The organism is Paraburkholderia phytofirmans PsJN (assembly GCF_000020125.1).
In the GTDB taxonomy this organism is placed as follows: Bacteria; Pseudomonadota; Gammaproteobacteria; order Burkholderiales; family Burkholderiaceae; genus Paraburkholderia; species Paraburkholderia phytofirmans.
The window spans coordinates 2,713,251-2,736,177 of sequence record NC_010676.1; the positions used below are offsets into that span (position 1 = coordinate 2,713,251).

Annotated in this window: 22 protein-coding genes and 1 pseudogene; 7 read left to right on the forward strand and 16 right to left on the reverse strand. The window is 56.2% G+C overall.

Going from position 1 to position 22,927, the window contains the following annotated elements:
• Complete coding sequence (gene istB / locus BPHYT_RS31880; RefSeq protein ID WP_012428257.1) at nucleotides 1-789, forward strand: IS21-like element helper ATPase IstB; 789 nt, start codon at nucleotides 1-3, stop codon at nucleotides 787-789.
• 83 nt (nucleotides 790-872) lie between these two features.
• Here the strand turns inward: istB and BPHYT_RS39310 are convergent.
• The 6 genes and pseudogenes from BPHYT_RS39310 to BPHYT_RS36795 form a co-directional block, all read right to left on the reverse strand.
• Nucleotides 873-1,082, reverse strand: a pseudogene (locus BPHYT_RS39310) (IS66 family transposase); the annotation flags it as partial.
• Nucleotides 1,083-1,165: 83 nt separating this feature from the next.
• Nucleotides 1,166-1,405, reverse strand: a complete 240-nt coding sequence (gene tnpB, locus BPHYT_RS31885; protein ID WP_407669211.1) for an IS66 family insertion sequence element accessory protein TnpB — start codon at nucleotides 1,403-1,405, stop codon at nucleotides 1,166-1,168.
• Between the two features lie 74 nt (nucleotides 1,406-1,479).
• Nucleotides 1,480-1,866 (reverse strand): IS66-like element accessory protein TnpA, encoded by a 387-nt coding sequence (gene tnpA, locus BPHYT_RS31890; protein WP_238535700.1) that lies wholly within the window; start codon nucleotides 1,864-1,866, stop codon nucleotides 1,480-1,482.
• A gap of 725 nt (nucleotides 1,867-2,591) precedes the next feature.
• Complete coding sequence (locus tag BPHYT_RS31895) at nucleotides 2,592-4,220, reverse strand: AMP-binding protein (protein WP_012428260.1); 1,629 nt, start codon at nucleotides 4,218-4,220, stop codon at nucleotides 2,592-2,594.
• Between the two features lie 10 nt (nucleotides 4,221-4,230).
• Nucleotides 4,231-5,010: a glucose 1-dehydrogenase gene (locus BPHYT_RS31900; protein WP_012428261.1), complete on the reverse strand. Its 780-nt coding sequence runs from the start codon at nucleotides 5,008-5,010 to the stop codon at nucleotides 4,231-4,233.
• On the reverse strand, nucleotides 5,007-5,867 hold the full coding sequence (locus BPHYT_RS36795; RefSeq protein WP_012428262.1) for an amidohydrolase family protein: 861 nt from the start codon (nucleotides 5,865-5,867) through the stop codon (nucleotides 5,007-5,009). Before BPHYT_RS36795 ends, BPHYT_RS31900 begins: the two co-directional genes overlap by 4 nt.
• A gap of 285 nt (nucleotides 5,868-6,152) precedes the next feature.
• Here BPHYT_RS36795 and BPHYT_RS31910 point away from each other — a divergent pair, with 285 nt between their 5' ends.
• Nucleotides 6,153-6,821 carry a TetR/AcrR family transcriptional regulator gene (locus tag BPHYT_RS31910; protein ID WP_012428263.1) on the forward strand — a complete coding sequence of 223 codons (669 nt, stop codon included), beginning with the start codon at nucleotides 6,153-6,155 and terminating at the stop codon, nucleotides 6,819-6,821.
• Here the strand turns inward: BPHYT_RS31910 and BPHYT_RS31915 are convergent.
• From BPHYT_RS31915 to ltnD, 9 genes are all read right to left on the reverse strand, one after another.
• Nucleotides 6,818-7,753, reverse strand: coding sequence for an NAD(P)-dependent oxidoreductase (locus tag BPHYT_RS31915; RefSeq protein WP_012428264.1), 936 nt, complete (start codon nucleotides 7,751-7,753; stop codon nucleotides 6,818-6,820). The two genes, BPHYT_RS31910 and BPHYT_RS31915, sit on opposite strands and share 4 nt — an antisense overlap.
• 28 nt (nucleotides 7,754-7,781) lie before the next feature.
• Nucleotides 7,782-9,734, reverse strand: a complete 1,953-nt coding sequence (locus BPHYT_RS31920) for an AMP-binding protein (RefSeq protein WP_012428265.1) — start codon at nucleotides 9,732-9,734, stop codon at nucleotides 7,782-7,784.
• Between the two features lie 19 nt (nucleotides 9,735-9,753).
• The gene (locus BPHYT_RS31925; RefSeq protein ID WP_012428266.1) at nucleotides 9,754-10,485 is read right to left on the reverse strand and encodes an ABC transporter ATP-binding protein; all 732 of its coding nucleotides are present in this window, start codon (nucleotides 10,483-10,485) and stop codon (nucleotides 9,754-9,756) included.
• Nucleotides 10,482-11,231 carry an ABC transporter ATP-binding protein gene (locus BPHYT_RS31930; protein WP_049869500.1) on the reverse strand — a complete coding sequence of 250 codons (750 nt, stop codon included), beginning with the start codon at nucleotides 11,229-11,231 and terminating at the stop codon, nucleotides 10,482-10,484. Before BPHYT_RS31930 ends, BPHYT_RS31925 begins: the two co-directional genes overlap by 4 nt.
• A gap of 8 nt (nucleotides 11,232-11,239) precedes the next feature.
• On the reverse strand, nucleotides 11,240-12,220 hold the full coding sequence (locus BPHYT_RS31935) for a branched-chain amino acid ABC transporter permease (RefSeq protein ID WP_012428268.1): 981 nt from the start codon (nucleotides 12,218-12,220) through the stop codon (nucleotides 11,240-11,242).
• Nucleotides 12,207-13,091: a branched-chain amino acid ABC transporter permease gene (locus BPHYT_RS31940; protein WP_041759836.1), complete on the reverse strand. Its 885-nt coding sequence runs from the start codon at nucleotides 13,089-13,091 to the stop codon at nucleotides 12,207-12,209. Before BPHYT_RS31940 ends, BPHYT_RS31935 begins: the two co-directional genes overlap by 14 nt.
• 58 nt (nucleotides 13,092-13,149) lie before the next feature.
• A complete protein-coding gene (locus BPHYT_RS31945; RefSeq protein ID WP_012428270.1) occupies nucleotides 13,150-14,343 on the reverse strand; it encodes an ABC transporter substrate-binding protein in 1,194 nt (397 codons plus the stop codon).
• 51 nt (nucleotides 14,344-14,394) lie between these two features.
• On the reverse strand, nucleotides 14,395-15,150 hold the full coding sequence (locus BPHYT_RS31950) for an SDR family NAD(P)-dependent oxidoreductase (RefSeq protein WP_012428271.1): 756 nt from the start codon (nucleotides 15,148-15,150) through the stop codon (nucleotides 14,395-14,397).
• A 614-nt stretch (nucleotides 15,151-15,764) separates the two neighbouring features.
• On the reverse strand, nucleotides 15,765-16,667 hold the full coding sequence (ltnD, locus tag BPHYT_RS31955; RefSeq protein WP_012428272.1) for an L-threonate dehydrogenase: 903 nt from the start codon (nucleotides 16,665-16,667) through the stop codon (nucleotides 15,765-15,767).
• Between the two features lie 206 nt (nucleotides 16,668-16,873).
• Between ltnD and BPHYT_RS31960 the strand changes: the two genes are divergently transcribed.
• From BPHYT_RS31960 to BPHYT_RS31970, 3 genes are read left to right on the forward strand one after another with little or no spacing between them, the layout of a single operon-like run.
• Nucleotides 16,874-17,857 carry a hydroxyacid dehydrogenase gene (locus BPHYT_RS31960; RefSeq protein ID WP_012428273.1) on the forward strand — a complete coding sequence of 328 codons (984 nt, stop codon included), beginning with the start codon at nucleotides 16,874-16,876 and terminating at the stop codon, nucleotides 17,855-17,857.
• Complete coding sequence (locus BPHYT_RS31965) at nucleotides 17,821-19,053, forward strand: mandelate racemase/muconate lactonizing enzyme family protein (RefSeq protein WP_322786749.1); 1,233 nt, start codon at nucleotides 17,821-17,823, stop codon at nucleotides 19,051-19,053. Before BPHYT_RS31960 ends, BPHYT_RS31965 begins: the two co-directional genes overlap by 37 nt.
• Before the next feature lie 48 nt (nucleotides 19,054-19,101).
• A complete protein-coding gene (locus BPHYT_RS31970) occupies nucleotides 19,102-19,500 on the forward strand; it encodes a cupin domain-containing protein (RefSeq protein WP_012428275.1) in 399 nt (132 codons plus the stop codon).
• Nucleotides 19,501-19,631: 131 nt separating this feature from the next.
• On the opposite strand, the gene BPHYT_RS31975 is transcribed toward BPHYT_RS31970, so the two are convergent.
• On the reverse strand, nucleotides 19,632-20,405 hold the full coding sequence (locus BPHYT_RS31975) for a FadR/GntR family transcriptional regulator (protein ID WP_012428276.1): 774 nt from the start codon (nucleotides 20,403-20,405) through the stop codon (nucleotides 19,632-19,634).
• A 674-nt stretch (nucleotides 20,406-21,079) separates the two neighbouring features.
• Here BPHYT_RS31975 and BPHYT_RS38425 point away from each other — a divergent pair.
• Together BPHYT_RS38425 and BPHYT_RS31980 are read left to right on the forward strand one after the other, a co-directional pair.
• Complete coding sequence (locus BPHYT_RS38425; RefSeq protein ID WP_148225170.1) at nucleotides 21,080-21,325, forward strand: hypothetical protein; 246 nt, start codon at nucleotides 21,080-21,082, stop codon at nucleotides 21,323-21,325.
• A gap of 274 nt (nucleotides 21,326-21,599) precedes the next feature.
• Nucleotides 21,600-22,913, forward strand: coding sequence for an MFS transporter (locus tag BPHYT_RS31980; protein WP_167315783.1), 1,314 nt, complete (start codon nucleotides 21,600-21,602; stop codon nucleotides 22,911-22,913).
• The last annotated feature ends 14 nt before the right edge of the window (nucleotides 22,914-22,927 follow it).

A 22,927-nucleotide genomic window follows, 5' to 3' on the forward strand; every position in this document is an offset into this window, starting at 1 on the left:
ATGAATCCAATTCCCGAACTCACGTCTTCCCTCAAGCAATTGCGACTGTCCGGCATCCTGGACACGCTCGAAGCGCGCAACCGTGAAGCCATCGACCGTAAGCTCGCCTATACCGACTTCCTGACGTTGCTCATCCAGGACGAGATCGCACGGCGCGATCATCGAAAGCTCGACGCCCGCATGCGCCGCGCGAACTTCCGTGGCCAGAAGACACTGGAAGGTTTCGACTTCGACCGCCTGCCCAATCTCAATCGTGCTGTCGTCCATGATCTGGCGACCTGCCGCTTTATCGATGAGAAGGTCAGCGTGCTGATCGCCGGTCCATGCGGAACGGGCAAGTCGCATCTGGCGCAGGCACTGGGCCATGCCGCCGCCCGGCAAGGTCACGATGTCCTGTTCATGACCCAGACCCGGCTTCTCGGCGCGCTACGCAACGCGCAGGCCGTGGGCTCCTACGAACGGCGCTTCCAGGCGCTTGCCAAGGTGCCGCTGCTCATCATTGACGACTTTGGACTGAAACCCATGCGCACGCCCGAAGATGAAGACTTCCACGATCTGATCGCCGAACGGTACGAACGTACATCGACCGTCCTGACCAGCAATCTTGATTTTACGGAATGGGGGGACGCGTTCGCGACCAACAAGATGCTCGGCGCCGCAACGCTTGATCGCCTGCGACATGCCGCGTACCGCGTCGTGCTCGATGGCGAGAGCTACCGCGTTCCTCGTCCGATGCCCGAGAGCAACAAATCAGCACTTGCGAAAGGAGGTAAAAACAAGGATTCTTGATCCCCGTTCGAGCCCCGAATCAGGCGCCTTTCACTGGCGCCATTACGCCGAAAACACCCGGCTCCTTTACGGCGAAAGGCAACACGACCGAACTGCATACGGCGCAGCTTGGCAATAAGCAGCTTCAGGTGTTCGACTTCGGCTGCGCGCGAAGCCAACGCGGCTTGTTGCGAGTCGACTGTTTCTCGCAATGCGAGCACCTGAGCGTCGCGCGCGCGAAGTGCCGCCTCCTGGCTGAGCAGCATGGCTTTCAGCGTTTCGACATCGTCGGGAAGTGGGTTCGCGCGCGTCATGCAGGCAGTTTACGCGCCCGCAACGACGTTTACAACGCTGAAGTCGGCCGTGCTGTTCTCGTCGGTTGCCGCCAGTCGATGCCTTACAGCAGCATAGACAATTGCGCCGGGCTCAGGCAGATAACGCCGCTGTCGGCCTGAGGCCATACGAAGCGCCCCTTCTCGAGTCGCTTCATCAGCAGGCACATGCCATCGCCACTCCACCACAACACCTTCAGCAGGTCGCCGCGTTTGCCGCGAAACACGAAGACGTGCCCGCAGAACGGATCACGTTCAAGCACAGTCTGCACCTTGGCGGCGAGACTGTTGAATCCGGCTCGCATGTCCGCGACTCCTGCGGCAAGCCACACTCGGGATCCGGACGGCAGGCCAACAGCAGACGGCAGCATCACCAGGCTTATCGAGCAAGGCCCCGCACAATCTTGATCAGGGTTGCGATGGGTGTGTCAGCGCTTAATCGTAGCCGGACGTCACCGCATTCGACTTCATAGGTGCCGACACTGTCCGACGATTGGCTCGCCGTTGCTTGCGGCAAAGGCTCAGCCACCGCCACGGGTAGCCAGCCGAGCGCAGGTGCCTCTGGCAACGGAACGTCGGGCATGCCGAAATCCCCTGCAAGATAATGACGACGCCATTTGAACAGCAGATTGGCGTCGACGTCATGCTCGCGAGCGATGAGCGCGGCCGATGCGCCCGGCTTGAGTGTCGCCTCAACGATCTGCCGTTTGAACTCGACCGAAAAATTGGGGCGTTTGGATCGTTTGGATTGCGCAGCGTTGTCCACTATAGCGTCCACCATTCATTCGGTGGACACCAAAGTAGCCAAACTCAACGAGGATATCTACACGGTAATGAAGACCCGCTTACGTTGGTACTGGGCTTGCACCGTGCTGGGCGCAGAAAGAGCCAGCCCGGCAACTCCCCAATCTGAAAGGCGTACCGACGCTCATTCTTTTTGGAGAGGCGTCATATCACGCGGCGTTCGATCATTGCACTGCGAGGTGGTTAAGTCGGGCAGGCGTAAAAGTCGACTTTTTCAGGCTTGAGGACAGAAACATCAACGGCAACGGGCACATGATGATGATTGAGAAAAACAATCTGGATATCGCAAAGCTACTGGATGACTGGATGAAAGAGAACCTTTCCTAAGGTTTTCCTCTTTTAACCCGTTCATTGGCAATAACACACAATATTGGTCGAAGCTGAAAATTCGAACGTATCGACCGTACTTCTCATTTAGACTCTACTACGCGCAGCCGTGGACAAGTTCCCCTTCCTCCGCACGTGTCTATAACGCAAACGACACTCAACGAAATCAAGGCGATTGATCCGCTTTGTAGCATCTAGGTGGCCGTAGTTTCCATGCAATGCGCCCATTCCGGGCGCATTGCATGGAAACTACACTGCTCGCCCGTCCGCCCACGGGAACTCACGCTCGTCGCATTTTTCAACGCGGAGGGAGTCTTGCTGCGCGCCACCGCCAATTACATCGTCCTCAATCGCGCCCTGCTATCCACTACGCAAAGATAGTTGCTTAAGCAGTTCAGCCCGTCTGATCTTGCCGCTAGGCGTCATTGGGAATTCGTCCATAACTACAAGTTCCTCCGGCAATTTATAGTCAGCGACGCGGTCCTTCAACAACGCAATAACCTCATTGAGAGTAATCTGTGCACCGGGTTTCAGGATTGCACATAAGCAGTTGCGTTCTCCGAGTCGCGCATCTGGAATTCCAACGATTGCAATCTGCAGGAATACGTGGTGTTCGTACAGTAGGTCCTCAATTTCGCGCGGGAAATACTTCTTGCCACCGCGATTGATAATCTCCTTCTTCCGCCCGGAGATGCGGATATTACCGCGCCCATCCACGATTTCACCAAGATCGCCTGTGCGAAACCACCCATCGCTGGTAAAGCTTTCGACGTTAGCCTGCGCGTTGTCCAGGTAACCGAGATGCACCGACGGCCCTCTCGCGGATAGCTCACCGGTCTGTCCGTGTTCGACCAGTCTACCGTGATCGTCGAGCACACCGATCTCGAGTTCGTCAACGCACCGACCGACCGTCCCGATCACCCTTACTGGATCATCGTCAAGCCGCGTATATGAGTGGAAGCCCGTCTCAAGCATGCCGTAGAGCTCAATCAGCCGCGCGAGCGGAAAAGCCGTCTCGAACTCCTTAATCATGTCCAACGATGCGGATGCCCCCCCGGTCACCATCACGCGCAGGGACGAGCAGTCAGTGTCGCGCAACTCCGGAGCGTTAAGCATCGCAACAATTGCGGCAGGCGCGGTCGGAATGTATGTCACTCGCTCTGACGCGATGCGTGCGAGCGCCGCGCGCGCCGAGAAACGTTCAAGCAGGACAGTACATGCGCCAGCCATCACCGATTGCAGTAGTGTCAAATAACCCCAATTCAGCGCGACCGGCAAATACGCTAGAAGAACATCGTCTTGCGTCACATACATATCGCGGTTGAGAAAACGTGCCGCACATAACGTCGTGTTGAAGCTGTGCAGCACGCCTTTGGGATTTCCGGTAGTACCGGACGTAAAGCACATGCGCATGATTTCGTCAGAATCCATGCGCACGCGGTCCTTGTCGCTCAACGCAGGAAAGTCACGAAGCGCTTCCGCAGACGATATGACATCGTCGCCTTCGACTGGATCGACACACACCACACAAATAGGCTCAGGCAAGTCGTCACGCAATCCGCGCAGCATCGCGACGTGGTCGAAGCCCTTGACTTGCTTGGCGCACACATACGCTTTGGACCGCGAGAACGTAAGGATATAGCGTAATTCCGCCGCTCGCAGGTCCGGACTGATCTTGTTTGCGACTGCGCCAATCAGTTCCAGCGCGAAGAAAACGACCGGAAATTCGATACGGTTCGGTAGCTGCAACGTGACGACATCGCCACTACCAACGCCCTGGCGGCGCAGCAGTTCGGCGAAGCGGCGCACTTCGGACCACAATTGCGCGTAGCTTACCGCGCGATAGTCATCCTTGAACGCGATGCGCTCTGGCATTTCCCTAACACGCTGTTCCAGAATCTCGCTGAATGTAATCGTGCCCCACCAGCCTTTGTCCCGGTAAGCCTGCTGCAACGCTGGAGCGACTTCGTGCGTCGGTTTTAGTATCATCGTTTGCTCCTTAGCGCACACCGCGCAGAAGGCCACCGTCGACCTGAATCGCAGTACCGGTAATGTAAGCGCCGCGTGGAGATACAAGCAACGCCACAAGGTTCGCGATGTCATCAACGCTCCCGACCCGCCCTAATGGCACATCCTGCAGCAGTCGCGCGCGCACCGCCTCGTCCGGTTCATCGCCGGCCGCGAATACTTTTCGCAAACGCGACGTGTCGATATAGCCGGGACAAATCGTATTGACGTTGATGCCGAACTCGGCGAGCTCCATTGAGAGCGTCTTCGCATAGCCAATAACACCGCCCCAGGTCGCGACAGAGAGGCCAAGATCGCGGATCGGCTGGATCGCGGAGATTGCGGTGATGTTCAAAATGCTGCCGCCGCCGCGCTCCTTCATCGAGTCAGCAACCTGCCGCACCATTCGTACGGGATACATCAAATTCTGTTCGACAGCACGATGCCAGGCGGCATCGTCGAACGACAGCACCGGGCCGACTGGCGGTGCGCCATCGTTATTGACAAGAATGTCGATGCCGCCAAATTCCGCACGTGCGATCGTCGCAACGCGTTCGCAGTCTTCCGCCTTACGGCAGTCGGCGGCGATCCACGTAACCGCGTTACCGGTCAACTCCCGGATCTCATACGCCGCGCGCTTCAGATCTTCTTCGCGCCGTGCAGATATCACAACCTGAGCACCTTCTGCTGCGAGAGTACGCGCAATGCCAAAACCGATGCCCTGGCTGCCTCCGCCAACGATCGCTACCTTGCCGGTAAGTTCAAGATTCATTTCATCTCCTCCCCTGCGAAAAAGCGTTCGGCATTACGATGGAACACGTCTTCGAGTACGTCGTGTGTATAGCCCTCCGCCTGCCAGTCACTACGCAACCGTTCGTAGCTGTAAAGCGGATAGTCGGCGCCGAACATCACGCGATGGCGCAGCCGTCGGCTGATCTCGTGCTTCAGATCGGGCGTGAAGTATTTGGGCGACCAGCCATGCAGTTCGTACCAGATGTTGCGTTTGTGCATAAGCACCGCAATCGTCTCGGTCTGCCACGGCCAGCCGGGTCGCGCGGCCACGATCCGCAAGCCTGGATACCGCGCCGCGACAAAATCAAGATGACGCGGATGACAGTCGTCGAGCAGAATGCCGCCGCCACCGGGTAATCCCGCACCGAGACCGGTGGTGCCGACGAAAATCAAAACCGGCGTGTTGGTCTGCGTGCACAGGTCGTAAAACGGAAACCACACCGGATCGCTCGCCGGAGCAGAACCCGAGCCCGACACCGCATATCCGACGAAACCCGGTGCAGCCTCGATGCAACGCCGCAGCTCGCGCACACCAGCCGCGCCGTGAACCGGATCGATATGCAGCCAATGCCCTGCGATTACGTCCATGCCCATTCGCTGAACCTCGAACGCGTAGTCGTGCAACGGCGCGATTTCTTCGAACGGAATGTACTTCGTGAAGCCGAAGTCGAGAATCACACGCGCGTCGTTGTTCCGAAAATGCTGGATCATTTCCTGTTCAGAGTGATAGCGCGGCTCTGAATTCCATGTTTTTTTCTGCTGGGCCAGTTCCTCCGGCGAACGCAACGGATAGCCACGTCGCGTGCCCCAATGCGAATGCATATCGACGATCTTCATGTTTTGATCCACCTTTTTCTTCAAATGCTTAAATACGGTAACAGCCCTTTTCCACGACGATCCTGGCTTGGCCAGACTCCTCACAAATCGTATTTGACTGAGCGCTCAGTATATAATGAAGTGTATTTTCGTCAACTCCTCTTGCGCGGTCTGCGCACCTGTTCATGGTCGTCATTCATGCTGTGAGCAGAACATCGCTAACTGTCTGCCGATGCATCCACGCATTACCTTGCTATCATGCAGTCTGACCGCTCACTCAACATCGCCCATCTGTGCAGCCGCATCATGAAAACTGAAGCCTCATCCGACGAAACGACTAACCCTTCGCCCCGCAAACTGCGGGTGCGCACCGTCAAGACCAATACACGCGACGGAGCGTTGGTTCAGGAGCGACGCGACGTACTGATTCGTGCCGCCATCAAGGTGTTTATTGAAAAAGGCTTTCATGAGGCCACCGTGCGCGACATTGGCCGCGTCGCCGACATGACGCAAGGCACCATCTATAACTACGTTAAATCGAAGGACGACATCCTTTATCTGGTCTGCGACAGGATCATCGCGGAATACCAACTGAAGGTGAAACAGGCGCTCGACGAGACGGCCGACGCGCGAACCCAGGTCTCCGCCGCGTTGCGCACCGTTGCGCGCATCATGTACGAACATCAGGATGAGATCATGCTTATCTACCAGAATAGCCATCTGCTAGACAATCGCTCCCGCAAGGTGATTCTTGCAAGAGTCGAAGAATTCATCGCGATGTTCGAAAACATCCTTGCCAAGGCCAGCGAACAGACCAGGATCGACTTTGGCAATCTGCATATCGCCGCGAACATCGTGACCTTTCTACCAACCATGATCGCGCTGCGCCGCTGGTCACTGCGCGATCGCGCAAAACCCGAGGAAGTGATCGAGACGCTCAGTACGTTCATGGCACGCGGACTTGGCTTTAATTAACACTCGGGTGCGGGCATGCCCGCACCCGGCAAATCAGGGAAATACCGCCGCGAACCGAACATAGTTGATACAGCAGTCCAGTCGAGCGTCGTGTCAAAGTGCTCGCAATACAGCTTCAGCAAACTTTCGGCAACGTTGTGTAGCGGTGTAACCGCTTCGACACTGCGCGCCGCCTCCAACGCGCAGCGCATGTCTTTCGCCATCCCGGTCGCCGGAAACGTCGGCATCCGAAAACCTCTGCTTGACGGCGCTCCGTCCACCACACCAGGCAGCGGATAGTAAGTATTCAACACCCAGCTCGCACCAGTGCCATTCGCGATCACGTCGTACATCGGCTGCGCGTCGAGACCGAGCTTCAGACCCAGCGTCAAAGCCTCTGACGCGACCATAAGATTGGTCGCACAGATCATATTGTTCACTAGCTTGAGCTTCGTGCCGCTGCCAAACCGACCAGCATGTACGATGCGCGAACCCATTGACTGCAAGGCGGGTCTGGCGTACTCAAGCTGTTCTTCACTGCCGCCAACCATGAAAGTTAACGTGGCCAGCGCCGCCCCTTCGATGCCCCCCGTCAATGGCGCATCGATCAACTGCGTGCCGCTCGCACGCGCGCCCTCACCGAGCCGTTCAATCGTTTTGACATCGACCGTCGAACATTCGAGAAGGAGCGTTTCAGGTGGTGTGATCGAGAAAAGCCCACCAGCGCCCTCGTATACGGAAAGCGATACATCGGGGGTTGGAAGCATCGTGATGACGATGTCCTGTCCGGTGACCAGATCTGCGAGATTCATCGCGAGCGTCGCGCCAAGTGAGGCGACCCGATCACGAGCGTCTCGCGCACCGTCGAGAACGAGCACCGCGTGACTGCCTTTGAGCAGATTGGAGATCATTCGATGACCCATGCGTCCTGCACCAATAAACCCGATTTTCATCGAAAATTCTCCTTACATTTCAAAGGCTTCATGCGGGTTCTATAGGCAATTTCATTACTTCGCGAATCATCTCGATTGCCCAAGGGTTCTCAAGTGAGGCCGTGTCGCCAAGCGGCTGCCCTTCGTATGCCCGCTTGATCAGACGTCGCATAATCTTGCCGCTGCGCGTCTTCGGCAGTTCGCCGACTACATACACTTGCGACGGTGCAAATGGCTTGCCGAGTCTGCGCGACACCATGTCTACGATCTGCTCACGGAATGCCACCGTACAGCGCTCCTTGTCAGCCACCACGAAGACAACCAGTCGCTGACCTTTGACCGGATCACTTATGCCAACCGCAGCCGCTTCGGCGACTTCAGCAATCTCAACGATGACGTCTTCGATTTCCGACGGCCCGACTCGCTTGCCGGCAATCTTTAGCGTGTCGTCCGACCGGCCGCATAGTACAAACGCGTGATCGTCAAACTGGATTGCGAGATCGCCGTGGATCCAGACATCAGGCACATTGCGCCAATACGTATCAAGATACCGCTCAGGGTTTTTCCAGAACGAACGTGTCATACCGACGAACGGCTCGAGTACAGCAAGCTCGCCAACTTCACCCCGTACCTGCTTGCCGTCAGCGCCTCGAACATCGACACGGATGCCCGGTGCAATTGCATTAAAGCCTCCCGGCACGATCGGCTTGACAACGACGTTCCCAAGCAGGCCGCCCGACACTTCCGAACCGCCAGTGAAATTGATTACCGGGCAGGCAAAACGCTCGCCGTACCAGCGAAAACTCTCTGAATCGATCACCTCGCCCGCGGTGATGGCGAGACGTACAGACGAGAGATCGTCCGGTGCGATCGAAGACTCATGTGCAGAGAGCGTTCGAATCAGCGTTGGCGATGCCCCGAAGTGAGTTACAGCGTAACGACGGATCAGTTGCGGCAGACGAGACCAGTCGGGACAGTTTGGCGCACCGTCGTAACAGACGAGGGTCGCGCCACGCAGAAAGGCGCCCGCGATCGTGATGGGCCCGGCAACCCAGCCCATATCGGCCGGCCATAGCCACCTGTCACCCGCACCGAGGTTAAAGTACACCGCTGCGTCATGCGCAATCTTCAGCGGAAAGCCGCCATGCGTATGCACAGTGCCTTTAGGCTTGCCAGTCGTGCCAGACGTGTAGACGATCATGCATGGCGTGTTGGCCTCGGCCGGAACAGCGTGATCAAGCGGTTCAGCGCGACCTGCGGCGAGGACGTCATACCAGTCCAGCGCGCCCGCATGCACGCTCCCTTGAGATCCGCGCATTGGTTTTACCACCAGAACTTCCAGCGAAGGCAACGCTGGAATGCTCGATTCGATCGCGTCGCGCGTCAAAACCGGTTTGCCACGCCGCATGAATCCTGCCGTCGCGACAAGCCCCTTCGCATCGCACCCTTGCAGGCGCGCCACGATCGCATCTGCGCCAAAGCCAGAAAACAGTGGCACAGCGATCGCGCCAATATAAGAAAGAGCAAGATAGGTCACGACCGATTCGACACTGCTTTCCATCAACAGCCCAACGCAATCTCCCGGGCCCAACTTCGATGTCATCAAGCCCGCCGCGAAGGACTGAACGTCTTCTCGCAACTCGGCATAGGTACGCTGCGTCACGCGGCCGCTTTCGTCTTCCGCAATCAACGCGATACGCTGCAAACGCTCCTTATCCGCTTCACACTCGAAAATGCTGTCGACCCAATTTAGCTTGCCGCCCGGGAACCATTGTGGAAATGGCTTTCCGTCAGATAGATCAACGTACGCCGAATATGGAGCCTGCCAGCGGATGCCGAGCCATACCATCAGCCGGTGCCAATACTCGCCGGGATTTGCAATGGAGTACGCGTAAAGCTCGTCATAATCGCGTAGCCCGAGCGCCCTGATCAGCGAAGTCACCTGAGCGTTCGATACATCGGTGGCGGTCGGCCACCACACAGGATCGGGTTGTGAAGGCATTGCGTAGTGCTCCGAAAATTCAAAGTCCCAGATATGCCGCGTGGACGCGTCTGTCGTTTTTCAGCTCGGCGGAAAGTCCATGCATCACCACCGAACCGCGCTCAATCACGTATGCGTAGCTCGACAGATTCAGCGCGACCGACGCATTCTGCTCAACAAGGAGAACATTGACGCCTTCCCGATTGATGAGCTGGATCGTGTCGCCGATCAATTGCACGACTGCTGGCGCCAGGCCGATTGTGGGTTCATCGAGCAACAGTAGCCGCGGCGACGACATCAGCGCGCGCCCGATAGCAACCATCTGCTGCTGGCCGCCGCTAAGCGACATCGCCGGTTGCCTGAGTTTCGCGGTCAGCGCCGGAAAGACATCGAGTACCCGTTCCATGTCCCGCTGAATTCCGTCGCGATTCCGGCGCAGATAGGCGCCCATCGCGAGGTTCTCGCGCACCGTCATGTGGGGGAACAAGCGCCGCCCTTCTGGCACCAGTGCGACACCGCGTTCGACGATCTGATCCGTGCGTAGCGACGCAATGTCCTCACCATCAAAGCGCCGTGTTCCGGCACACCCCGCCTTGAGATTCATGACGGCGTTCATCACCGAAGTCTTGCCAGCACCGTTCGAACCGATCAAAGCGACGACGCTGCCGCGCGGCAGATCCAGATCGATGCCGTCTACCGCAGTCACTCCGCCGTAGCGGACTTGCAACCCACGCACCTCGAGTAATGTTGTGATGTCGGTGTCGGTCTTCATTCCGATCTCCCCAAGTACGCTCCAATGACGTCAGGATTACTGCGCACCTCGTCGGCGTTACCCTGCGCGAGCAGCTTGCCGTAGTGCAATACGAGAAAACGGTCACACACGCCCATCATCGCCTTCATGTTGTGATCCACCAGCAGGATCGTCATGCCGTCCTCACGGCAAAGCGTTCGGAACAACGTCAGCACTTTTTCGACTTCAACGGTATGTAAGCCGGTTAGCGGTTCGTCGAGACCGAGGAGTTTGGGCTCGGGTGTGATTGCAATACCGATGCTCAGGATCCGTTGCAAACCATGTGGCAGACTACCTGCGGTCGCCTCCAGATGCTTGTCCAGACCGACGCGTTCCGCGATACGACGCGCGCAATCAACGCGCTCCCTACGCGAGCGGTAGCGACGCTGCGCCGCGACAGTGAGGTTTTCAATCACGGTCATTTCGCGAAAGAAACTGTCATGCTGGAACGTTCGCACAAGACCACGCCGACTGACCTGATACGGCGCCATCCCGGCGATACTTTCCCCCGCGAAGGAAAGGGTGCCGGCGCTCGGCTTCACGTGTCCGCTTAGCAGATTGAATGTGGTGGACTTGCCAGCGCCGTTGGGTCCGATCAACCCGAGAATTTCACCTGGCCGGATTTCGAAAGTCAGATCCGACACCGCGACGAGGCCGCCATACCGGCGCGTCAAACCGCGTGCTTCAAGCAATGCCGGTAGGCGCGTGGCTCCCTCGGCGATGGGCATATCAAGTTTCATCCGAGTTCTCCGCTAGTCCTGTCCTTGGGCAAACCCATGTGCTGGGCGCCCGCACGGCGGCGGCGGCGGCACGCGACCCAACCAAGCATGTCGAGCATCCCACCGCGCACGCCGAGCATGGTCAGGATGATTACGCCACCGAATAGCACGTATTGCAGTGCACCCGCGCCTTGGACCACCTGCGCGACAACGGTAAGGAAGATTGCACCTATCACGGAGCCGACAATATGCCGCTCGCCACCGACCTTCGCATACGCAAGCGCGTACACGGGGATCAGGAAGCTGAAATCTCCAGGGCTGATCACGTGATAGCTATACGCGTGGATCGCGCCCGCCGCACCCACCGCCAGTGCCGCAATGCAGAAACACACCAGCTTCACACGTAGAGCGCTAACACCAAGCGTCTCCACCACTTTGTCATTGTTGCGTATCGCTCGCATCAGCAAGCCAAACGATGACTTCTCTGCGACGAAAAAGCCGCTCACCAGCAGATAGCAGATGCCGACGCATAGCGCCGGCATCCAGCGATCGAGCGACATAGGCGCATAGATTCCGACCATCCCCGAATTACCGCCGACATAATCAATCCGCGTATAGGCAAGTCGAACCACCTCCGTGAACGCGAAACCGATCAGCATGAAGTAAGGTCCCTTAACGCGTAGGGTGACCCAGCCGAACAGCAGGCCAAGCACACCGGCCGCAATAGCGGCGGTGACTACGACGAGCGGCACAACATCGAAGCCATTCGTAACTGCGATCGCAGTCACGTACGCCGCAAAGCCGTAAATCGCACCGCTTGCCATGTTGGTTTCGCCGATCAGCAACACGAAGCGCATCCCGGCGGCAAGCACTGCGTTAATCGCCGACCACACGACCAGCTGTGTCAGATACGAAGGTTCGGAGACAGCGAGCCACGCGATTGCCGCAGCAAACAGCGCAACGTTCCATAAGACGACGGAGCGGTTAATGTTGAACATGGCCGAGCATTCCTTGAGGGCGAATTAGAAGCAGCAGCGCAACAACACAGAACATCCCGATCGTCGCCATCGTGCCGTCGAAGTAATAGCCGACTACACTCTCGATCAACGCGATCGTGAGACCGCCGAATATCGCGCCTGGGACAGACCCAAGCCCGCCGATAATGATCGTGATGAAGCCCTTTATCAGATAGTCGTTGCCTACCGCTGGGGTGATCACCGCAATCGGCGCGGTCAGGCAACCCGAGACAGCGGAGAGGAACGAACCGACCATGAAGCCGTAGAGGAGCGTGCGTTTGTCGCGAATGCCCTGCAGCGTTGCAGCGCCCGCATCATCTGCCGTGGCTCGGATCGCCCGTCCGAAACGCGTGAACGCTAACATCAGGTACAGCAACACCGTGATGATCACCGCAATTGCAAACACCACCAACCGTTGCAATTCGATCGCCGCGCCGAATACGCGCAGCTCACCAGGCGCGATATTTGGCACCACGCGCGGCACCCCGCCGAACACCCACAGGAAAACGCCCTCGAAAAAGAGCAGCAGGCCAACCGACAGGATGAAAGATCCCACGGTGTCGCGCAGATAGTGTCGAAAACCGAACTGATAGACGAGTGCGGCGAGCGCCAGGACAGCGACGATAGAAATGGCGCTTGCGAAAGTGAATGCAAGGGCGACCCCCATGCCAAACGCCTCCCGTAGTGCAGGCACCAGCACGCTCGTCAAAAGCGCCCCAAGGGTGAAGAACTGGCCGTGCGCAAAATTGACTACACCCATAACGCCAAAGATAAGGGTCAGCCCTAAAGCGAACAGCACGTACACCGAACCCGCCTGCAGCGTGTTCAATGCCAATTGCACGATCAAAGCCATTGCGGTCACCATCTAACAGGTTGTGCGATGCAGCGTGCGGGTTCCCCGCAGCGGGAACTCAAGAACCGTTTGCGTCCGTCGATTTGACACGACGTACTTCGACAGTATTGCCATTCTGGATCTGCGTAATGATGACCGGCACCAGCAGTTGCTGGGGGGTTCCGTAGGTGGATTTTCCGCCGTATCCAACAGGACCGTAGGAGGTTTCAACGGTCGTGGTCGGCAGCGCCTTTGCGATTGCCCTGGGATCGATGCTGTCGGCTTTCTCTATACCGGCCTTAAGTGCCATCATGCCGTCCCACACTCCCATCTGAAGAATGTTCAGCGGCTCGTGAAGCACCTGCTTGGCCTGAGTGTCGAGGTCACGCTGCAGTGCAGTTGCAGTAGCTCCGGAAAAATCGGCAGCCTGCCCCATGTACACACCTTCCACACTCTTCCCACCGACCTTCACCAAGGTGTCGCTCCCAGTACCAGCCGGATACAACTTCACGCCATTCCAGCCTTGCACTGATAGCTCCTTGAACACGCTGCCCGCATCGCCAGGCGCAGATCCACCCAGATCGACGGCATCGGTTTTTGAGTTTGCAAGCTTGGTGGCGATCGACTGAAACTCGGTTGTCCCGCGTTCGTAGAAACTGGAACTGACGACCTTCACGCCGAGCTTTGCCCACTCCTGCTTCGACTGAGCCTCAGCCTGCTGACCGGTCGAATCGTTCGGGTTAAGCAGCGCGACCGATTTGATATTCGGATGCTGGCCCCTGACAACGGAAAATAGCGGCTCGAAAATCTCATACGGTGTATTGGAATTCGTGAAGGTCAGCGGAAACTTCGGACCTTTGATCGATTTTCCCCACGCAGTAGTTAGAAGAATCACACCGGCGCGTTCCGAGAGACTTTGTGTCGCCTGCACAGGCGCAGTACCCAGGCTCTGCACGATGTAGCGCACCCCATCGCGGCTGATCATTGCCTGCGCGCTCTGCGCTCCGCCCGCTGCTGTATAGCCGTTGTCGTAGGTCGTCAACTGCACCTTGTAGGTCTTTCCGCCGGCACGGACACCGCCGTGATCGTTGATATACTTCACCACCTTCTGACCCACCCAGTCGCACCCGATACCCCAGTTAGCAGCTGCTCCCGACATTGGCGAACTCACACCGAATTTCAGCACATCTTCGGCGATGGCTGGACTGGACAAGAGCGACATCGACAATGCGCCGCCTATGACACCAAGGCGCAGGCTGAGTTTGACCTTCATGATACGTCTCCTAATTTATAGTTTGGTGTAACGTCACGGACCGAACGACACTCAGACGATCGATGCGCCGCTGTCTACCGAGAGGATCTGTCCAGTCGTCAACCGCGACTCGTCTGATGCGAGATAAAGTGCCATCTGCGCGATATCAATCGGTTCGAGAATGCCAAGCAGGTAATTCTCCGAGAGCCGCGCAGTCACCCCATCTTCAGCGAGCAAGCGCTCGACGCGTGGCGTACGCGTAATGCCTGGCGCAATCGCGTTCACACGGATCTTGTGCGACGCGTATTCGACGGCCATCGAGCGCGTCAACGCACTCACCGCACCTTTCGCTGCGGTATAGGCGTCCTTATTTGGCGACCCCATCAAGGCAAGGATCGACGACGTGTTGATCACCGAACCTCCTCCGCGTTTGATCAGCTCGGGAATACCGTGGCGGCAGCCCAGCCACGTGCCAAACAGGTCGACGTTGATACAGCGCCAGAACTCTTCAAGTGGCGCTTCGGTGACCGAGGCATCTTTGGTGGACGAGCCCCCAACATTGTTGTAAAGCACGTCCAGTCCGCCGAACGCCTCGACTGCGTCGCCGATGGCAGCCCGTACACTGTCCTCCTGCGTTACATCAAGGGGAAAAGCAGCGGCGCGTCCGCCCTCTTGCTTGATTGCCTCGACGGTGCGGCGTGCCTCGTCGAAGTCGCGATCGCCGATCGCAACCTGACAACCCTCACGCGCAAACAGGTGCGCGGCGGCCGCTCCGATGCCTCCAGCACCTCCAGCGATGAATGCAATCTTATTGGCCAACCGGTTCATATCGATGTCTCCGTCTGATTGTTTTAAACTGAGCGCTCAGTCACCATGAAAATTAGTATAGCAGCGCAGTAACAGGTGTCAACGCATCAACTAGCACCAGCGCCTCGGGATGTACCCTAGGTACCCTAGGTAATCACACCATGAATTTAAGGTTGATTAAGTGAGACTAATGCGAGCGACGTCATCTTTGTGCTCTGACCCACCGTAGCAGTACGTTATGATTTGCATTCTTGGCCAAAAGTAGTCGCCGCGCCCGGAAATTCGGCGCGCCGGTAATGTCTGTCGGCAGTACGACCACTTTCGCCGCTACGTGAGGTCAACACGATTGACACGGGGCAGTTAGCTGTAGCCAGTGCTAACGTATGACGCAGCATTGAACCAGTCGCGGGCACGGAAGGTTCGATTCCATAGCAGATCCAGAGTACTCTTTTTCAGCAGCGCACTCCCATTTCACGTTGCCTCAAACAGCCGCTGAGTCAAAACAACGGCTCCTCGTCTTGGTCCCATCGTCGGCCTGACGGTAGCTCGGCCTGCAACGACAATCCCCTTGAATCAGACCGGGCAAGCGGATTTCCGGGACTACAATCCAAAGACCCACTTGAACACACATGTCGTCAATAAGCCTTGCGGACTTCGCGCACGCGTGAGGCGTCGTCAAAAATCTTGATCACTGCCGTGTCGTCCAGGAGACCGTTGCCGGCATCTGCTGCGGACAAGAACATGCGATGCGCGCACTCAGTCAACGGAGCGATGAAGTCCGCACTATTGGCCATATCAAGCACCAGTCCCAGATCCTTTACGAAAATGTTAAGCGCTGTGACCGGGGCAAAATTGTCAGCAATAACGTGTGGCATACGGTCCTGAAAAGCCCAGGAATTTCCGGCACTGTGTGTGATTACGTCGTACAGCAACTGCGGTTCAATGCCTTCGCGTTTGGCAAGCGCCATTGCTTCGGCCGCGACTGCAATGTGCACACCGCATAGCAGATTGTTGATCAGCTTGACCTTGGAACCTAAGCCTGCCTCGTCGCCGAAACGATATACTTTCGCAGCATAACCATCGAACACTTCTTGACATGCGTCGTAAGCGGCCTGTGGCCCAGACCCCATAATTGTCAATTTGCCCGCAGCGGCGCCTGCTACACCGCCCGACACTGGTGCATCGATCATCGCAACACCTTGCTCAGCAAGGCGCCTCGAGATTTCAGCGGCAAACGCTGGCGCAACTGTGGAGCTTGCAATCACCACGCTGCCGCGCTTCAGGGTGGACAACAATGCATTGTCATCAAACAGTACCTGTTCCGTCTGCGCCGCATTGACCACAAGCACGATAACTACGTCTGAACATTCGCCGAGTTCAGCAAGACTGTGACATGCAATGCCACCCGACTGCGCGAAGTTCGCGAGCGCATCCGTGTTCAAGTCATAGCCCGCCACTGCAAAACCCGCGCCGAGCAGCGAAGCCGCAACGCCGCGTCCCATCGCACCCATTCCTACGATGCCAACCGTCTTTTTCATTTGCTTTCCCGATAGGTAAACTGGTTATACCAGAATTGACAATACTTTTTCCTGCCAGAAAACGCAAGCTAGGGCTAACATGGGAAAAAGCAGCTCAACGAGAGAAAACGCCTGAATTTTCAAACTTTCCCGGCAAGAATGTTGACGACGCGTTCTTTTATCTTTTAGACTCTGGTTGTACCAGATAACCTTAAAAGGTTTTAACGATGCCGGAAAAATTTAGAGTGCTGGCAACCAGCCCGATTCACCTATCGGCATTGCCGATTCTAGAGCCGAGTTGCGAGCTCGTCGTCGCGCCAGATGATAGCGAAGAGACCCTGCGCAAGTTCGTCGCGGATGCGGATGCACTAATCGTCCGCGTACGCCTGCCTGATGACATTTTTGATCACGCTCCTCGTCTTAAGGCATGCGTGCGTCACGGAGTTGGTCTCGATTTCATTCCCGTTGAGCGTGCGACCCGTGCAGATATTGCGGTCGCAAACTTGCCGGACTCAAATACGCAGGCGGTAGCCGAGCACGTGGTGGGTGCAATCCTTGCGATGGCCCGCGGCTTCGACCGGCTTCCCAGGGCTTGGCGCAACGACGGCTGGCTGGTTCGACAGACATTCCAGGGCATCGAGCTGCGTGACCGCACTGTCGGCATCGTTGGTCTCGGACGAATCGGCCTGCAGGTTGCTGCAGCACTGCATCACGGATTCGGTATGCGCGTGCTTGGCTGCGACAACGGCGCCCGCGAAGGATTGCCCTCTTACGTCGACCAAACCTCGATCGAAAATGTGTTCTCGGGCTCCGACTTCATCACATTGCACGCCCCCTTGGTCAAATCAACCCGGCATTTGGTAAATGCCGAACTGCTCTCGCTTGCGAAGCCCGGCGCGCTGCTCGTGAACGCCGCGCGCGGCGGTCTGATCGATGATGACGCCCTCGTCGCCGCACTGCGCTCCGGTCAGATCGGCTGCGCTGCACTGGACGTGTTTGAACCAGAGCCATTGCCCCCCGATCACCCCTACTGGTCAATCGACAATGTGTTGCTGACGCCACACGTTGCTGCGTTCACTTCCGAAGGTCTAGTAAGAATGAGTACGGGTGCAGCTCGCGCCGTCGTCGAAATCCTTCACGGCCGACGCCCCGAGCATCTAGTAAACGAAGAGGTATGGCCACGTTATCTCGAACGCCGCGCTACGCGCTGAATCAGGAGCTTTTAACCTGTCGGCCTATCCACTCATTTATCTCTCATTTGTCAAAGCTCACAATGAAAATAGCGGACATCGTTGCGTATCCCGTCACTGTCCCTGTGCCCCCCCAGTATCAGGTAAGTCTCGGCATCGGTCGGATGGTCAAACGCGACACAGTCATAGTAAAAGTGACAACGGATGAAGGAATTGTCGGATGGGGTGAGTCGCATCACGGAAGGGCTCACCTCGCCATTGCCATGCTTGTGAACACGACTCTCAAGCAACTCGTGGCCGACCTTGAAGCTACCGATGTCAATGGCGTTTGGTCGCAAATATACCGGTATCAGCTGGCCTCTCATGGCATGGGGGCCGCATGTGCGGCCGCAATGAGCGGCATCGATATGGCGCTTTGGGACATTCGCGGCAAAGCAACCGGCTGGCCTCTGTATCGGTTGCTCGGCGGTACGTCTCGCAGCGTCCCAGCGTACGCCGGCGGAATCTGCCTTGGCTTTCAGACGCCCTCTGCGTTGCTCGAAGAGGTCGAAACAATGGTACGGCGAGGCTATAAGGCCATCAAGCTCCGTTTAGGAGACTCGCCCGCAAACGACATCGCACGTGTTGCAGCAGTGCGTGAAGCCTATCCTGAGCTCGACATTCTGACGGACGCTAATACAGCCTATTCGCTACGTGACTTTCGTATGGTAGCTCCGCATCTCGACGCAGCACACGTCGGCTGGCTAGAAGAGCCGTTTCCGGCGCACGATTACCGTAGCTATCGAGAAGCGAAGAAGATGTGCCGATTTGCACTTGCTGGCGGCGAGAACCATTTTACCCGCTTCGAATTCGCGCAATTAATAGACGCGGAGTCGATAACGATCCTTCAGCCCGATCTGTCGAAAGTGGGTGGAATCAGCGAAGCGATGAAGGTCGCGACCATGGCATCCGTACAGAAACTGCCCGTTCATTGCCATTCGAGCATGGGTATCAATATGGCGGCAACGCTGCACGTTCTAAGTGCGATTGATAATGCCGGCTACTTCGAAGCAGACTGCTCGCTGTACAACCCGCTGCGCGACGATCTGATTGACTTCTCCTTTGCCATTAATGCAGACGGCACATTGCGGCCCAGCGAAAAACCAGGCATTGGCATAGAGATTAACGAGGATTTCATTAAACACCACGCAGGGTCCAGTGGCCCCGGGTTCGTTTGACCCCGCAAACCGCCGTCTCTATTCAAAATCAAACTTTAGAGGAAAAGCATGTCAACGACTACACCACAACGCACAATGGTTTCGCACCCCGCTTCGGACAGCAGCGACTTCGAGGTGGGTCTGCGCCCATATTTTGCCTATCGCGATCTCGGTTTGAAGGAAGCAACAAATGGTGGATTCGTTGCGCACGTCATCCGTGCCGTACCAGGCAAACAAGCCGACCCGGAATGGCATACTCACAACACTTCGTTTCAGATCGTGTTCGTACTGCGCGGATGGATCGATTTCGAATTCGAGGACATTGGCGTGTCCCGTCTTACCGCCGGTTCAATTTGTTACTTCCCGTCCGGCGTGCGCCACCAGGTTCTCGCAAATAGCGACGATTTCGAACAGTTGGAGATCGTCTCACCGGCGAACTTCGAAACGCACGACGCCGAAAAGCCATAAAGCAAGCTGATCGCCAAGACAATCTAATTGTTAGACGCGACGCGCCGACCGCTCTTTGACACTTGCGCGTTGCGAATTATCGGGGTACACCCGCTTGGCCTAAGGTGGAATCCAAGAGCGGTGACGGTGTTTTATACAACCCCGTCAGCAGGTACCAACTTGCGCGTCGCGGACTTTTTCTTCGTCCGCTTCACCACAGATGAAGACGATGGCACCCCGTCGTCCGGCGACGCCGCAAACAGTGTACGGAAGTAGACGTCGACCCCCTTGATGTGCTGCCGTAGTATATTTTCTGCCTTGTCAACATCGCGTTCAGCGATCGCTGCCAGCAATTTACGATGATCGCTAACTGATTGCCGGCAATGCTCATCAGAAGAAAAATAAACTTCACGACGCTTTCTCGACATCAGATAAAACACGTTGATGAAACGCGCAAACACATCGTTCTGAGTAGCTGCGACGATTGCGAGATGAAACTCCGCGTCCAGGCCTGCCAGTTTTTCACCGTTGCCCCGCGCAGCGACACAACGCTTCACGATGCCGGAGAGCCGCTCCAGGTCATCGTCTGTACGCCGCTCACAAGCTAGGCGAACCGCTTGCGTTTCGAGCAGACGCCGCAATTCGACGGCTTGGATTACTTCGTCCGGAGCCAAAGGCGCATCCGCCTCAGCGAACAGCACCATCGCCTCAATGCTACGGTCGGCTGAGCCGGCACGCAGGTAAATGCCGGATTTCGGACGCGCATCGACAATGCGTAACGTATCAAGACGAATCAACGCTTCGCGCAATGCCCCCCGACTCATGCCGAACATCTCTGACATCTCGCGCTCGGAAGGAAGTTTGTCGCCTGGCTCAAAGCCTCGTTCATGAATGAGCTGCACGAGTTGTCGGACATTGTCCAGCATGAAATCACCGCTAATGTAAGGCGCCGAATGTGTTTCAGCAGTTAACAAAATAGGGCCGCACGATGTCGAACCGCACGGAAAATGACAAGAGTAAGCCTTTACATTGAACTGGTCAAACCAGATGACAAAGTTCCGCCGAATTCCGCATCGCGAAGCGCAGATATAGGTAGCAGCCACCATGGACCATTCATTGCCGTCATCGCCAAAATTCCCCGGTCAGCGCATGTCGACGCTCGCCAAGGCTTTTCGTGTCCGATACAAGAGAACATATACATCTTGACGGACGAAGCTCAAATCGCCCAGTTGTAAGCATCAACACCACGCCGATTCACGAGAATTCGCGTGAGCACCAACCACCTTGATTCTACTATCTCGGAATGCGGACATGCTCACCGCGTTAGGCGCTTCAAGGCACAACAAGATGTACCAACATGAAGTATCGCCTGGTCTTACCAGATTTCCGCGCGGTCACTTCGCTGCAAACTATCAGCGCCAATTTCTATGTGTCATACGGCGCAGCAACTGCAATGAGATTGCCAGTTTTCACAGAGCACCCGCCAGCCGCTACCCCTCCCAATATTCCGCGCTAGGAATTCGTCCATCTCTAGTCCAGAGACTAGGCCTTATCGTGTGTTAACTATCTACTTACATCGGCTGGAAATGGACGCTGCCTCATGACTGATCTCGCAGCATCTAAGAAACCAAAGCAGGCAAATGCGGGCGCTCTTATATTTCCTAGGTTCGACGACCGACCTGCATCGGCATTTGCAGAGGAAGCTTCCAGCATCGCTGGCGAAAAATTGAGCCAACAGACGGGGCTGTGCCCGCATTTCCGGGCAGAAGGCTTCATCGGCCGCACTCGCAACATCACCGATTTTCAACATTTCTGGACCGACCACATTTCTTTAGTTGCGTCCTGAACTTCGCTGTGCATTCGGCAAAATACTCCTATTTTTCAAATATATGACAATAAAATTGCTTTTTTTCTATTAAATACGCATTTAATGCGGTTACCACATAATCCATTGACGTGCTGATATACCGATCATAGAATCTGGTACAAGCAGTTGGCGAAAACCTCACTTCACTTTTGACCGCCGATCCTGCTTGGGCATGTCCTCATGAGCGCGCGAGTTTGGACAAAAAATGGGGACTTCCCCGTGCAGAACATCAAATCGAAAAATGGAGACAAGCGTGGAATCGAAATTCAGATGGAAAGTAATGGGTTTGATGTTTTTGATAGCAGCAGTCAGCTATCTGGATAGAGCAAACCTGGCTGTTGCAGCACCGGTAATTCGAGCCCAAATGCATTTCTCGTCAAGCGAGATGGGGTTTATTCTTAGCGCATTCACGTTCGCATATGCAATCGCTCAGGTGCCAGCAGGATTTATTGCCAACCGTCTTGGCCCACGCAAATGTTTTTTCTATTTCATGTGGTTATGGTGCGCATTGCTTGTTGCAACCACTACGGCGACCTCCTTCACTTCATGGCTGGGCTTCAGAATCCCTTTTGGCGCCGCCGAAGCAGTGAGCTGGCCAGCCTTGGCATTTTTGATGAGCAGATGGTTTCCGCGAATCGAATACTCCCAGGTTTCTTCAATCCAGAATCTAGGGCTAGTAATTGGTTCTGCAGTCGCGCCGCCTTTGGTATCCGCAATCATTCTTGTTGCACATTGGCAAGCGGCGTTCATCATTACCGGCTTAATGGCTGGTTTGCTTGGGACTTTTATCTGGTTTTACCTTAAAGACGATCCGTCAACAGATTCGCGAGTTTCGCAAGCTGAGCTTTCGTGGATTTTGCATGATAAGGGGCAAGAGACGACGAGACCGATCCCCCCCGGCTTCTGGAAGCTCATTGCATCTCGGCCGTCTGTCTGGGCCTGCGCGTTAGCGTGCTTTGGGCTGAATTTGATCAACTTTCTGTTCTTATCGTGGTACCCCACTTATCTGACCGACACATACCAGATGTCGATGTCAAAGATGGGCCTGTTAGCAGCTCAGCCCTATGTATTCGCACTAGTTTCCGTCTTCGGCGCAGGCTGGCTTGTACGCCGGATGGTCGAACATGGAAAGAACACTGAACAGGCCACAAGGAGAGTTATTTTTTGCGGTTTGTTTTTGGGGACCCTTTGTCTCTTTACAGCAGTGAGTGTGGACAACGTCTACGTATCGGTCACCGCCATGTCCTTCGGGTACGCATTCGTAATGTCCATCTTGGGCCCAATGTGGGCGATGGCGCCAGAAGTTGGAGGACCTCGAGGTGCCAGTGTGGTTTGCTCTATCATGAACTGCGTGGGACTTTTTGGAGGGATCGTTTCGCCGATAACAATGGGCTATTCGTTCCAACTATTCAAGTCATATACCCCTGCTATCGTCGTTTCTGCAAGCATTACTTTGCTATGCGCTCTGGTCTTCGCAAAGACATTTCGCTCTGAAAAGGATCGGAAGGTTGTGGACGATTTCCTCGCGGACAGGTCGCATTCACAAACCGCAATGTGGACGGCTTGAGGTTCCACTGCACG